Raw genomic sequence first — 12844 nt, 5'->3', positions numbered from 1 at the left:
CTGTATGATTATCGTCTTAAGCACGGCCGTGTGCAACCGCACCGCTCTCCTGAGACGTCGCTTCGGCACGATCTGTGTCGAGCCGGCCACCCTCAAGTGTCTGCCCTTCCACGCCTCGCCAGCGTATCGCCGCCACGCAGGGTGGCGGCACGCCGCGAGATCGCGGTGGACAACCTCAGGCTGCGGCCTCGTCCGACTTTTCGTCGCCGTCGAGGCCCAGATCCTTCAGCTTGCGGTAGAGGGTGGATCGGCCAATTCCAAGGCGACGCGAGACTTCGGACATTCGGCCGCGGTAGAACTGCAGCGCGAAGCGGATCGCCTCGGCCTCGATCTCCTCCATCGTCTTCATCTCGCTCGTGTCCTCGACGACGAGGGACATTGCATGCGGGTCGCGCACCTCGACACGAACGATCTCGCGCACCGGCTCCAGGCCGCCGGCAGGCAGCATCGGCTGGTTCGGCAGCGGCGGGATGCGAACGTCGAAGCCTTCGACCTGCGCCGCGATCTGCGGAAATTCCGCGACCGAGAGTTCGTCGCCATCGGCGAGCACGACAGCGCGAAAAAGGGCGTTCTCGAGCTGACGGACGTTGCCTGGCCAGGGATAGCGGGTGAGCAAAGCCATGGCTTCTGAGGAGATGCCACGCAGGCGCTTGCCTTCCTCGGCTGCGAAACGCGCGCAGAACGAGCGGGCGAGATCCGGGATGTCCTCGCGACGCGCGCGCAGCGGCGGCAGGGTCATCGGGAAGACGTTGAGGCGGTAGTAGAGGTCTTCGCGGAACTTGCCCTGCTTCACGAGGTCGAGAAGCGAGCGGTTCGTTGCCGAGATCAGGCGGATGTCGACGCGCACGGAGCGCTTGCCACCGACGGGGTCGACCTCGCCTTCCTGCAAGGCGCGCAGCAGTTTCACCTGGGCATCGAGGGGCAACTCGCCGATCTCGTCGAGGAAGAGCGTGCCGCCCGACGCCTCGACAAACTTGCCGGCATGGCGCTCGGTGGCGCCAGTGAAGGCGCCCTTCTCATGGCCGAACAGGGTCGACTCGACGAGGTTGTCCGGGATCGCCCCGCAATTGACGGTGACGAAGGGTTTTCCGCGCCGGTCGCCCGAGCCCTGAATGGCGCGAGCCAGCACTTCCTTGCCGACGCCGGATTCACCCTCGATCAGCACGGGGATGTTCGACTTGGCCGAACGCTCGGCGAGCCGCATGACGCGGTCCATGTCCGGGCTCTTCGAGGTGAGGTCCTTGAAGCCGAGTGCGCCGGAAGCGCGGCGGCGCATGCGGCGCACTTCTTCCTCGAGCTGGTCGACGCGCAGGGCGTTCTTGATCGAGACCTGCAGGCGCTCCGCACCCGCCGGCTTCACCACGAAGTCGACGGCGCCGGCACGCATGGCGTTGACCACGGCGTCGATCGAGCCGTTCGAGGTCTGCACGATCACCGGCGTGTCGATGCCGGCCTTCTGCATCTCTGCCATCACGCCGAGGCCGTCCAGGCCGCCCGGCATCACCATGTCGAGGAGCACCACGTCGATCTCGCCGCCGGCCCGCAGGGCGTTCAGGCCGTCGAGACCGTTCTCGGCGACCCGGGCGTCGAAGCCGAGCCGGCGCACCATGCTCTCCGCGAGCCGGCGCTGTACCGGATCGTCATCGACGATGAGGACGGTTGTCGACATACGGGTCCCTCGCTTCTTGGTTGGGAACAGCCGGCCACGCTTCCGGATCGACTCTGGTGTGAGGCGGTCGGCGAACGGCTCAGGCTGTTCCGTTTCGAAGCGCAGGGTCGCCGAAGAGCGTAAAGCTCCGCTTAACGACGTTGCGAGTTTTTGCCGGGCCGTGTGCGAATGGCCTCGCCGACGAGGATCTTCATCGGGAATTTGGCCTGCCTCGTTGAACGGCCGCCGAGGCACGCGATATCAGGCGCTCAGACGAACCTGATGAGGCGGCCGAGAGGCCGCCGGAGAGCAGAGCCCCATGTCGAGCCGAGTCGCAGCCTCCGCAGGATTATCGATGACTGCGCGGAGTCCCGCCACGGCGAGGGCCATGGCCGACGCGGTCGGGCTCGGCGCGCTGCCGGAGTGGGATCTGCGTGATCTTTATTCGGGGATCGACGCCCCGGAATACCGCGACGACCTCACTAGGGCCGAGGCCGAGTGTCGGGATTTCGCAAAGACCTATTCCGGCCGGATCGCCGAGCTCGCCGAGAGCGCGGATGCATCCGAGACGCTCGGGGCAGCGGTCAAGGCCTACGAGGCGATCGAAGATCTGCTCGGACGGCTGATGTCTTTTGCCGGGCTCGTCTATTCGGGTGACACCACCGACGAGGCCCGCGCCAAGTTCTACGGCGATACCCGCGAGCGGCTGACCGCCGCCTCGGGCGACCTGCTGTTCTTCGGGCTCGAGCTGAACCGCGTGGACGATGCCGTGATGGACAAGGCGACGGCCTCGGGTCCGCTCGCGCATTACAAGCCCTGGATCGATGACCTGCGGAAGGAGAAGCCGTTCCAGCTCGATGACCGCATCGAGAAGCTCTTCCTCGAAAAGTCGGTGACGGCGAGCGCGGCCTGGGACCGTCTGTTCAACGAGACCATCGCGGCGCTGCGCTTCCCGGTCGGCGGCGAGAAGCTGCCCTTGGAGCCGACCCTCAACAAGCTGCAGGACCCGGACGGCGCCGTCCGTCAGGAGGCAGCCGGCGCGATCAGCGAGACATTGCGGAGCAACCTGCGGATCTTCACGCTGATCACCAATACGCTCGCCAAGGACAAGGAGATCTCGGATCGCTGGCGCGGATTCGCGGACGTCGCCGACGCGCGCCACCTCTCGAACCGCGTCGAGCCCGAGGTCGTCGCCGCTTTGGTCGAGGCTGTTCGCGCCGCCTATCCGCGGCTGTCGCATCGCTATTACCGTCTGAAGGCCAAGTGGTTCGGCGTCGAGGCGCTGCCATATTGGGACCGCAACGCGCCGCTGCCGAAGGTCGAGCAGCGCACCATCCCCTGGACCGAGGCACGCGACACGGTGCTCGATGCCTATGGTGCCTTCTCACCGGAGATGGCGGGCATCGCCCAAAAGTTCTTCGACCATGGCTGGATCGATGCGCCGACACGGCCCGGCAAGGCGCCCGGCGCCTTCGCCCATCCGACCGTGCCCTCGGCTCACCCCTACGTGCTGGTGAATTACCAAGGGAAGCCGCGGGATGTGATGACGCTCGCGCACGAGCTGGGCCACGGGGTGCATCAGGTGCTCGCCGCCGGCAATGGCGCGCTGATGGCGCCGACGCCGCTGACGCTTGCCGAGACCGCGAGCGTGTTCGGCGAGATGCTGACCTTCCGCCGCCTGCTCGCCGCCACCAAGGATACGACCCAACGGCGCGCCATGCTCGCCGCCAAGGTCGAGGACATGATCAACACGGTCGTGCGGCAGATCGCGTTCTACTCGTTCGAGCGGAAGGTCCACCTTGCCCGCGCCAAGGGCGAACTCACTGCCGAGCAGATCAACGAACTCTGGATGTCGGTACAGGCCGAGAGCCTCGGCCCGGCCATCACCCTCGACAAGGGCTACGAGCCGTTCTGGGCCTACATCCCACACTTCATCCACTCGCCGTTCTACGTCTACGCCTATGCCTTCGGCGATTGCCTCGTGAACTCGCTCTACGGCGTCTACGCCAAGGCGGAGGGGGGCTTCGTGGATCGCTACTTCGCGCTCCTGAAGGCCGGCGGATCGAAGCCTTACGGCGAACTGCTCCAACCCTTCGGCCTCGACGCGAGCGATCCGAGCTTCTGGCAGATCGGGCTCGGGATGATCGAGGGGATGATCGCGGAGTTGGAGGGAATGGAAGAGGGCTGACGCCCGCGACGCGCGGCCCCATCGCTCTGGTAGCGGTCAAGCCACGGCTTATCTCGAGAGAAACAGTCGCACGAGACACGTCGCCCGATGGCCGAATCCGACCGCGAAGCGAACCGCTTCACTGCCCGCGCAAGCCGCTATGCCAGTGTCGGCGCCAATATGGGCGGCGTCGCCGCACGCATGGCGGCTGCGCGGCTGTTCGGTGGGGAAGGTACCACCAACGCTGCGGCTCTGGCCCAGGCGCTCGGCGGTCTGAAGGGCCCGATCATGAAGGTGGCCCAACTGATGGCCACCATTCCCGATCTGCTTCCGCCCGAATACGCGGCCGAGTTGCAGAAGCTGCAGGCGGACGCTCCGCCGATGGGCGCGGCCTTCGTCAAACGCCGGATGATGGCCGAGCTCGGGGCCGACTGGCAGACTCGGTTCGGCAGCTTCGACCTCAAGCCCGCAGCGGCGGCCTCGCTGGGCCAGGTCCACAAGGCGACCTCGCGCGATGGAGCGGCGCTCGCCTGCAAGCTGCAGTACCCGGACATGCAGTCGGCCGTGGAGGCCGATCTCAAGCAACTCGAAGTGGCTTTCGCTCTTCATCGCCGGATGAACACCTGGCTCGATACCAGCGAGATCAAGAAGGAGATCGGCGCCCGGGTCCGCGAGGAGCTCGACTACGCTCGAGAGGCCAAGCATGCCGCTTTGTACGGGAGCGTGCTGAAGGATTTCGACACGGTGCGCGTGCCCGTGGTCCATCCCGATCTCTCCACCAAGCGGCTGCTCACCCTGGGATGGCTCGACGGCGCGCGCATCCTCTCCTTCGCGGAGGCGCCGGTGGAGATCCGCAACCGTATCGCGCAGGCGATGTTCAAGGCGTGGTGGCACCCGTTCAGCCGCGCCGCGGTGATCCACGGCGACCCGCATCTCGGCAACTACACCGTCTTCTCCGAGGGCGGCGAGGCACAGGGCATCAATCTGCTCGACTATGGCTGCGTGCGGATCTTCCACCCGCGCTTCGTCGGCGGCGTGGTCGATCTCTATCGGGGTCTGCAGAACGACGAGCACGACCGCGTCGTGCACGCATACGAGGTCTGGGGCTTCAAGCGCCTCGACCGCAAGACCATCGACATCCTCAACATCTGGGCGCGCTTCATCTACGGGCCGCTGCTCGAAGATCGCACTCGGACGGTGGCCGATGGTGTGAAACCCGGCGCCTATGGCCGCCGCGAGGCCTTCTCGGTGCACCAGGCGCTGAAGGAGCACGGCCCGGTGACGGTGCCGCAGGAATTCGTCTTCATGGACCGCGCGGCAGTCGGCCTCGGTGCGGTGTTCCTACATCTGCGTTCCGAGCTTAACTACCATCGCCTGTTCGAGGCCGAGATCGAGCACTTCTCTCTTGACTCCCTCGGTGCGCGCCAAAAATCAGCTCTGGATGCCGTCGGTCTGACCTCGCCAGCCTGAGGAAATCCCTCAGATCAATCATTTGCCGACGGCCAAGCCGATTGCCGCTGCGAAAACCATGCGCTAAATCGCCCGGGACCAGAATAAGACACATTCGAGGGAACGGGCTCGCAATGGCCGATACCAAGACCCTGTCCGGTGCGCTGTACAGCCCGGCGATGGACGAGAAGACTCACGAGCAGACCTATCGTGGCTTCGTGAAATTCGTCGAGATCGGTTCGGCGACCGTGCTGTGCTGGGTCGTGGCTCTGGCCGTGGGCGGCGTGCGCGAGGCTTGGCTGACCGCGATTGCCGGTGTTCTGATCTCCTGGGTTGCCGCGGCAATCGGTGCCTTCGTTCCGGCGATCGGCTGGAAGGCTCCGGCCGCAGTATTGGCGCTCCTCCTTCTCGCCCTGGCGTTCGGCTAAGCCCGCCAAGGCATTTCGCGAAGTCCTGAAGCGGGTCGCCCGAGGTATCCGGCGGAGCGGCCCGCGCAGGTAAAAATTTGATCTATCAGGCTCGGATACCGGTATCCTCGCGGGGATGCTGTAAGAACGGGAGCTATTGAATGCGCATCGGCGTCTTGACGGAATCGGATCCGGGGGAATCCCGGGTCGCGACCGTCCCCGAACTGGTCAAGAAGTACGTTGCGCTCGGTGCCGAGGTCGCGGTCCAATCCGGCGCCGGTAAGGATTCCGGCATCCCCGACGCGGACTTCGAGGCTGCCGGTGCCAAGGTCGTCGGCTCGGCCGCCGAGGCCGTCGGCGACGCCGACCTCGTCCTCAAGGTCCGCCGTCCGAACGCCGAAGAGCTGAAGCTCATCAAGAGCGGGGCCCTCGTCCTCGCCATCATGGATCCCTACGGCCGTGAGGCCGAGCTGAAGGCGATGGCCGATGCCGGCGTGTCCGCCTTCGCCATGGAGCTAATGCCGCGCATCACCCGCGCGCAGGTGATGGACGTGCTGTCCTCTCAAGCGAACCTCGCCGGTTACCGCGCCGTGGTCGATGCCGCTGCCGAGTTCGGCAAGGCGCTGCCGATGATGATGACTGCCGCCGGCACCGTGCCCGCGGCCAAGGCCTTCATCATGGGCGTCGGCGTCGCCGGTCTCCAGGCCATCGCCACCGCCAAGCGCCTCGGCGCCGTGGTCTCGGCGACCGACGTGCGCCCGGCCGTGAAGGAACAGGTCGCCTCGCTCGGCGGCAAGTTCATCGCCGTTGAGGACGACGAGTTCAAGCAGGCAGAGACCTCGGGCGGCTACGCCAAGGAGATGTCGGCCGAGTACCAGAAGAAGCAGGCCGAGCTGGTCGCGAGCCACATCGCCAAGCAGGACCTGATCATCACCACCGCGCTGATTCCGGGCCGGCCTGCGCCGAAGCTCGTCACCAAGGCCATGGTCGACTCGATGAAGCCGGGCTCGGTTATCGTCGACCTCGCGGTGGAGCGCGGCGGCAACGTCGAGGGCGCCAAGCTCGGTGAGGTCGTCACCACTGAGAACGGCGTGAAGATCGTCGGTTTCGCCAATGTGCCGGGCCGCCTCGCCGCGACCGCCTCGGGCCTCTACGCGAAGAACCTCTTCGCCTTTGTCGAGACCATGGTCGACAAGGAAGCGAAGGCAATCGCGGTGAAGTGGGACGACGAACTCGTCAAGGCGACTAACCTGACCCGCGATGGTCAGGTCGTCCACGACTCGTTCAAGCCGAAATCCGACGCTCCCGTGACCGAGGCCAAGCTGCCCGACGCCCCGGGTCTCGACGCAACCAAACCCGCTACGCCTGCGACCGGGGAGAAATAAGAATGGCCAATCTTCCTTCCGGTGCGGCGGCCGACCAGGCTCAGTCCGCAGCGGCCGCCGCTCGTGCGGCCGCTGACATTGCCCGTCAGAACGCCGATTACGCCCAGAGCATCGCCGACGGCCTCGGTCACGGCGTCGCCGCCGCGACCCATGGCGCGGTCGATCCGACCGTGTTCCGTCTCGCGATCTTCGTGCTCGCGATCTTCGTCGGCTACTACGTGGTCTGGTCGGTGACCCCGGCTCTGCACACGCCGCTGATGTCGGTCACCAACGCGATCTCCTCCGTGATCATCGTCGGCGCGCTCCTCGCCGTCGGCGTGCCGCTGATGGAAGCCGGCACAGGCTGGGCCCGTGCCTTCGGCTTCATCGGCATCATCCTGGCCAGCGTGAACATCTTCGGCGGCTTCCTCGTCACTCAGCGCATGCTCAGCATGTACAAGAAGAAAGCCTGAGCCGATGTCTGAGAATATCTCCTCGCTTCTCTACATCGTCGCCGGCGTCATGTTCATCATGGCGCTGCGGGGGCTCTCGCACCCGACGACCTCCCGTCAGGGCAACTATTACGGCATGGCGGGAATGGCGCTCGCCGTGCTCACCACGCTGATCGGCCATCCTCCGGCCGGTGCTGGCGCCTGGGGTCTCGTGCTGATCGCTCTCGCCATCGGCGGCGGCATCGGTGCCGTGATCGCCAAGCGTATCCCCATGACGGCGATGCCGGAACTCGTCGCCGCCTTCCACTCGCTGGTGGGTATGGCTGCGGTGTTCGTGGCCGCCGGTGCACTCTACGCCCCGCAGGCGTTCGGCATCGTCGAGAACGGCCACATCCACAAACAGTCGCTGTTCGAGATGGGTCTTGGCGTGGCGATCGGCGCGATCACCTTCACGGGCTCGGTCATCGCCTTCGCCAAGCTGTCGGGCCGCATGTCCGGCAAGCCGATCATCCTGCCTCAGCGTCACCTGATCAACATCGGCCTCGCCGTGCTGCTGGTGCTGCTCCTCGCCTTCTTCATCGGCAGCGAGAGCAAGGCCCTGTTCTGGCTGATCGTCCTGGTGTCGCTGGCGCTCGGTGGCCTGCTGATCATCCCGATCGGCGGCGCGGACATGCCCGTCGTCATCTCGATGCTCAACTCGTATTCGGGTTGGGCGGCAGCCGGCATCGGCTTCACCCTGGGCAACCTCGCGCTGATCATCACCGGCTCGCTGGTGGGCTCCTCGGGTGCGATCCTGTCCTACATCATGTGCCACGCGATGAACCGGTCGTTCTTCTCGGTCATCCTGGGCGGTTTCGGCGGCGAGACCGCCGGGGGCGGCGCAGGCGGCACCCAGGAGCAGCGTCCGGTCAAGCAGGGCTCGGCGGACGATGCCGCCTACCTCATGAAGAACGCCGAGCGCGTCATCATCGTCCCGGGCTACGGCATGGCTGTCGCCCAGGCGCAGCATTCGCTGCGTGAGATGGCCGACATGCTCAAGAAGGAAGGCATCGAGGTGAAGTACGCGATCCATCCGGTCGCGGGCCGTATGCCGGGCCACATGAACGTGCTGCTCGCCGAGGCGAACGTGCCCTACGATGAGGTCTTCGAGCTCGAGGACATCAACAGCGAGTTCCGTGACGCGGATGTCGCCTTCGTCATCGGCGCCAACGACGTCACCAACCCGGCGGCCAAGACCGACAAGACTTCGGCGATCTACGGCATGCCGGTGCTCGACGTGGAGAACGCCAAGCAGGTGCTCTTCCTCAAGCGCGGCATGGGCTCCGGCTATGCCGGCGTCGAGAACGAGCTGTTCTTCCGCCAGAACACCACGATGCTGTTCGGCGACGCCAAGAAGATGGTGGATTCGATCCTCAAGGCGATGTGATCGTCGGACCGATCCAGCAGCAAAAAAAGCCCCCGTCGACCGAAAGGTTGGCGGGGGCTTTTCGTTGCCATCCAGAAGCGCGATCGGACCAGTGCGCAGGCGCGAGACGGCGTCAGGACACCGCCAACCGGCCTACGCCTCGTGATCACCGATGATTGGGATTGGCCAGATGTTCGGGCATCGGCCTAAATCTTTGATATCTTGGTCGGAGTGGCAGGATTTGAACCTGCGACCCCCACGTCCCGAACGTGGTGCGCTACCAGACTGCGCTACACTCCGAAGCACGGCCAAAAGCTCTGCTTCCGGCCAGCGAGCGGGCTTATAGCTGGGGGGCGTGCCCCCCGCAAGCGCATTGGGAAAAGGTTTTCCGGCTCATTCCTGGCGACTGGCCCAGCCTTCACTGAGGCTTCGAAGCAGGCAGGCCGCACCCTGGGCCTCGATCGCCACCGCGCCGACATGGCCGGCCCCGAGATCCAGATGCTGCAAGGTCCAGGCCGACGCGGCCCCGGGCGAGCCGTCGATCGAGACCAGTGCCGGCGGCTTGGGGGGAACCGTGACGACGAAGCGGTCGAGCGCAAACGACAGCCCCGAGCCCAAAGCCTTTATGAAAGCCTCCTTGCGGGTCCAACAGGCGTAGAAGGCCGCCAGACGCTCCGTTGCCGGCAGGGCCTCGAGCGCTGCCGTCTCAGGCCGCGCGAAATGGCTGCGGGCGAGGCTCAGACAGTCCGGCATCGAGCGCATCAACTCGACGTCGACGCCGATCCGCGCGGTCGGCGACAGCCCGATCAGGCCGATCTTACCGGAATGCGAGAGGTTGAACGCCAGACGATCCCGCCACGGCGCTTCGAGTTCCGGCTTGCCGGCAGGGCCCGAGCGAAAGCGGAGCAGGGCTGGATCGGTGCCGAGCGTGCAGCCTAGGATCCGGCGCAGGGCCGCATGGCTCGCTGCGTAGCGGTCTCGGTCCTCCAGACGCAGGAACCGTGCGGCGCGGGCGCGCTCGTCCTCGGAGAGTATAGCGAGGCAAGCCCGACGCCCTCCCTCATCGAGGGTGAGATCAACTCGCCAGACCGTCGGCTCCCGAAGACGATCCGTCTCGGCGGAATGCCGCCCGATCGGGCTCATTGCGACCTGCTCCGATCCCACGGTGACGAGAGGTTTGGAGACCTCACTCGCGAGTCAAACTGATGCCGTACAGTAATATTAACCAAGTTCAGTGGCAGCCATGTCAAGCTAATCGGATGTCATTACTTTATGGATGGCCATGGGCCGATCAATCTCCAGGCGCTGGGTCGTCAAATCGGGCGATTCGGGCATTGACGAGAACGGTCGTCGGAGCAAATGACACTATGCCTTTTGGTGTACAAAACACCTTCCCGCACCGCTTTTTCGGGGATCCCATGCCCTTCCACGGGGTTCTCTTTCATAAGCGGAAAAATGATTCCATGAACGAAAACGTACCGAAATGGGACGCCGTCATTGATTGCTTCGCGGTATGATCTATTGAAATAAATTACCTCATGAGTGAGGCGATCGTTGCGCTGAAAGACGACTAAATCCTCAAAGAACGAGCAGACGTCATTATGCCACATCCCCAAGTTCTTAGAGATATGGCGCTGTTTGTAGAGGTCGCCAAACGCAAGAGTTTCAGCCAGGCGGCTGCAGCGCTGGGCATGCCCATCTCGTCGTTATCGAGACGGATAACGTTATTTGAGTCGGCTATTGGTCTACGTCTTCTCGATAGGACTACGAGAAAACTCGTTCTGACGTCTTACGGCGAGGCCTATCTCAACCAGGCCACCCGGCTGGTCGAAGAAGCGCAGCGCACCTTTGACGACATGGTCTCCCAGGCCAAGGGCCCAAGCGGTTTGCTGAAGATCGCGGTTCCCCCGGATTTCTGGGTGCTGCGCCATCTCTCGGGCATCATCTCGGAATTCTCCCGTGAGCACGAGAACATCCACGTCCACATCGACCTCAGGCCGCCGCCGGTAGATCTCGTGGCCGACAATTACGATCTTGCCATCGCCATCGAAGAGCCCCGCGAGACATCCCTGATCGTGCGCAAGGTCGGCGATCTCGAGAACGCCTTGTTCGCCTCGCGGTCCTATCTGCTCGCCCAGGGGCGGCCGGAGCATCCGCAGCAACTCCCCCAGCACCGCATGATCCTTCCGGCGCAGGGAACGAGTGCCAAGTGGGTTCTGACCCGCGGCGGCGAGACGGCAACTGTCACGGTGAACGGGCCGGTCTCCTGCAACAGCCTGAGCCTCGCGCGCCAGTTCGCGGTGTCAGGGCAGGGTATCACCTCGGCAAACCTGATCAACGTCGAGCGTGATCTGATCGCTGGCAAGTTGGAGCGCGTGCTGCCGGAGTGGTGGCTGCCCCCTACGCCCGTCTACATCGTGACCACCTCGCGGCTATTGCCGGCGAAGGCACGCACCTTCATCGATTTCGCCACGCGGCGTCTCAGCGCAATCCTGATCGCCGTCGCCCGTGGCACCCCGGTGCCCGATGCTTATTCCGGTGATGGCCGCAAGGATCACGTGCCGCAGCCGATCTTCGCCGTGCGCTCCTAATCGACGAGCGCCTCGTCCCTCGCCTGGACGACGGCTACAGCGAGATAGACCAGTTCGGCCGCTGCCAGCGTCCCGTAGAACAGGGCCGCAGCTTGGCAAGGCGCGAGCCCGTGCCGACAGGTCGCCGCGAGAGTTGATACCGCGAGGGCCGGGATCAGGATTGCCAGGGTCGGGATCACCTTCACAGGGTCACCTGCTGGTTATCGGGCCTCAAGGATGAGGGCCGAACGCCCCCTGCCCGACTAATCCGGCAACCTCGTGTTCAGCCGCATGTAAAAAGCAGAATGAACTCTCGAAAACGAAGACGGCGGAGCGATCGCCGCCCCGCCGTCTCTGAAATGTGATCACGGATCAGGCGTAGATGTTGTTCGCCGAACTCGGAAATCGGTCTGCCAAGGCGCGGCGAAGCTTCTCGAGCGCTCGGTTCTCGATTTGCCGCACACGCTCCTTGGAGATGCCGAGACGGTGACCGAGAGCTTCCAGCGTTGCCTGATCCTCGGCGAGGCGGCGCTCTCGCAGGATCCGGAGCTCGCGTTCGGACAGCACCGTAAGGGCCTGTTTCAGCCAGTTCAGGCGGCGTTCGCCGTCGACCGTTGCGGTTACGGTCTCGTCCGGCAGGGCGGCTCCGTCGACGAGGAAGTCCATCCGCTCGGAGGAGGCCTCGCTCTCTTCGCCGACCGGAGCATTGAGCGACATGTCGGGGCCGGACAACCTCGCATCCATCAAGGCGACGTCCTGGGTGGAGACGCCGATCGCCGTCGCGATCCGGCTATGGATCTCTGAACCGACCTGCTCCTCTGTAGACTGCATGAGGCGCGCGCGCAGGCGGCGAAGATTGAAGAAGAGTGCCTTCTGGGCAGAGCTGGTTCCGCCACGGACGATCGACCAGTTGCGCAGGATGTAATCCTGGATCGAGGCCCGGATCCACCAGGTCGCGTAGGTGGAGAAGCGGACCTCGCGCTCCGGCTCGAAGCGGGCCGCAGCCTCCATGAGGCCGACATGACCCTCCTGGACGAGATCGGCCATAGGCAGCCCGTAGTGACGGAAGCGCCCAGCAAGGGCGATGACGAGGCGCATATGAGCCGAGATCAGGCGGTGCAGGGCACGCTCGTCGCCATTGTCCTTCCAGCTCACCGCAAGGCCGCGTTCTTCATCCCTCGCGAGAAACGGCGCCTCCATGGCTGTCCGTATGAACTGACGCCGAATCCCTGCGATTTCCGCCATCCCCGTCGTGCCTTTCTGGTCCAAGTCTTATGGCAGCAGGGGTGCCGCAACGGCCGATCGTGTCGCGCGGCCCCTCGCTGGGCGTAACCACAACACGCCCGCGTCCAACGTTGTTCCGCACTTTTCGCGCTGCAAGG

Annotated in this window: 11 protein-coding genes and 1 tRNA gene; 7 read left to right on the top strand and 5 right to left on the bottom strand. The window is 64.8% G+C overall.

Features of this window, described 5'->3' with window-relative positions:
* Window positions 1–175 precede the first annotated feature (175 nt).
* The gene (locus tag HCU64_RS03765; RefSeq protein WP_233382424.1) at window positions 176–1669 is read right to left on the bottom strand and encodes a sigma-54-dependent transcriptional regulator; all 1494 of its coding nucleotides are present in this window, start codon (window positions 1667–1669) and stop codon (window positions 176–178) included.
* 298 nt (window positions 1670–1967) lie between these two features.
* Here HCU64_RS03765 and HCU64_RS03760 point away from each other — a divergent pair, with 298 nt between their 5' ends.
* The 6 genes from HCU64_RS03760 to HCU64_RS03735 all read left to right on the top strand — a co-directional run bounded on the left by HCU64_RS03760 (window position 1968) and on the right by HCU64_RS03735 (window position 8913).
* Complete coding sequence (locus tag HCU64_RS03760) at window positions 1968–3836, top strand: M3 family oligoendopeptidase (RefSeq protein WP_442785897.1); 1869 nt, start codon at window positions 1968–1970, stop codon at window positions 3834–3836.
* Window positions 3837–3923: 87 nt separating this feature from the next.
* Window positions 3924–5285, top strand: a complete 1362-nt coding sequence (locus tag HCU64_RS03755) for an ABC1 kinase family protein (protein ID WP_233382422.1) — start codon at window positions 3924–3926, stop codon at window positions 5283–5285.
* Window positions 5286–5398: 113 nt separating this feature from the next.
* Entirely contained in the window at window positions 5399–5692 is a 294-nt protein-coding gene (locus HCU64_RS03750; protein ID WP_233382421.1) for an aa3-type cytochrome c oxidase subunit IV, read from the top strand.
* A gap of 140 nt (window positions 5693–5832) precedes the next feature.
* Window positions 5833–7056 carry a Re/Si-specific NAD(P)(+) transhydrogenase subunit alpha gene (locus HCU64_RS03745; RefSeq protein ID WP_233382420.1) on the top strand — a complete coding sequence of 408 codons (1224 nt, stop codon included), beginning with the start codon at window positions 5833–5835 and terminating at the stop codon, window positions 7054–7056.
* 2 nt (window positions 7057–7058) lie between these two features.
* Window positions 7059–7508, top strand: coding sequence for a proton-translocating transhydrogenase family protein (locus tag HCU64_RS03740; RefSeq protein WP_233382419.1), 450 nt, complete (start codon window positions 7059–7061; stop codon window positions 7506–7508).
* Between the two features lie 4 nt (window positions 7509–7512).
* The gene (locus HCU64_RS03735) at window positions 7513–8913 is read left to right on the top strand and encodes an NAD(P)(+) transhydrogenase (Re/Si-specific) subunit beta (RefSeq protein ID WP_233382418.1); all 1401 of its coding nucleotides are present in this window, start codon (window positions 7513–7515) and stop codon (window positions 8911–8913) included.
* 202 nt (window positions 8914–9115) lie between these two features.
* Here HCU64_RS03735 and HCU64_RS03730 read toward each other — a convergent pair.
* Window positions 9116–9192 (bottom strand) — tRNA-Pro (locus HCU64_RS03730).
* Window positions 9193–9285: 93 nt separating this feature from the next.
* The gene (locus HCU64_RS03725) at window positions 9286–10035 is read right to left on the bottom strand and encodes a 4'-phosphopantetheinyl transferase family protein (RefSeq protein ID WP_233382417.1); all 750 of its coding nucleotides are present in this window, start codon (window positions 10033–10035) and stop codon (window positions 9286–9288) included.
* 458 nt (window positions 10036–10493) lie between these two features.
* Between HCU64_RS03725 and HCU64_RS03715 the strand changes: the two genes are divergently transcribed.
* Entirely contained in the window at window positions 10494–11483 is a 990-nt protein-coding gene (locus HCU64_RS03715; protein WP_325169945.1) for a LysR family transcriptional regulator, read from the top strand.
* Here HCU64_RS03715 and HCU64_RS03710 read toward each other — a convergent pair.
* Together HCU64_RS03710 and HCU64_RS03705 are read right to left on the bottom strand one after the other, a co-directional pair.
* Window positions 11480–11668, bottom strand: a complete 189-nt coding sequence (locus HCU64_RS03710) for a hypothetical protein (protein WP_233382416.1) — start codon at window positions 11666–11668, stop codon at window positions 11480–11482. The two genes, HCU64_RS03715 and HCU64_RS03710, sit on opposite strands and share 4 nt — an antisense overlap.
* Window positions 11669–11834: 166 nt before the next feature.
* Window positions 11835–12707: an RNA polymerase factor sigma-32 gene (locus tag HCU64_RS03705; protein WP_233382415.1), complete on the bottom strand. Its 873-nt coding sequence runs from the start codon at window positions 12705–12707 to the stop codon at window positions 11835–11837.
* Between the last annotated feature and the right edge of the window lie 137 nt (window positions 12708–12844).

It is taken from the genome of Methylobacterium sp. C25 (assembly GCF_021352225.1).
Lineage (GTDB): Bacteria > Pseudomonadota > Alphaproteobacteria > Rhizobiales > Beijerinckiaceae > Methylobacterium.
Note: the sequence above shows the minus strand (reverse complement) of the source record. Positions and strands in the feature narration are given on the sequence as shown.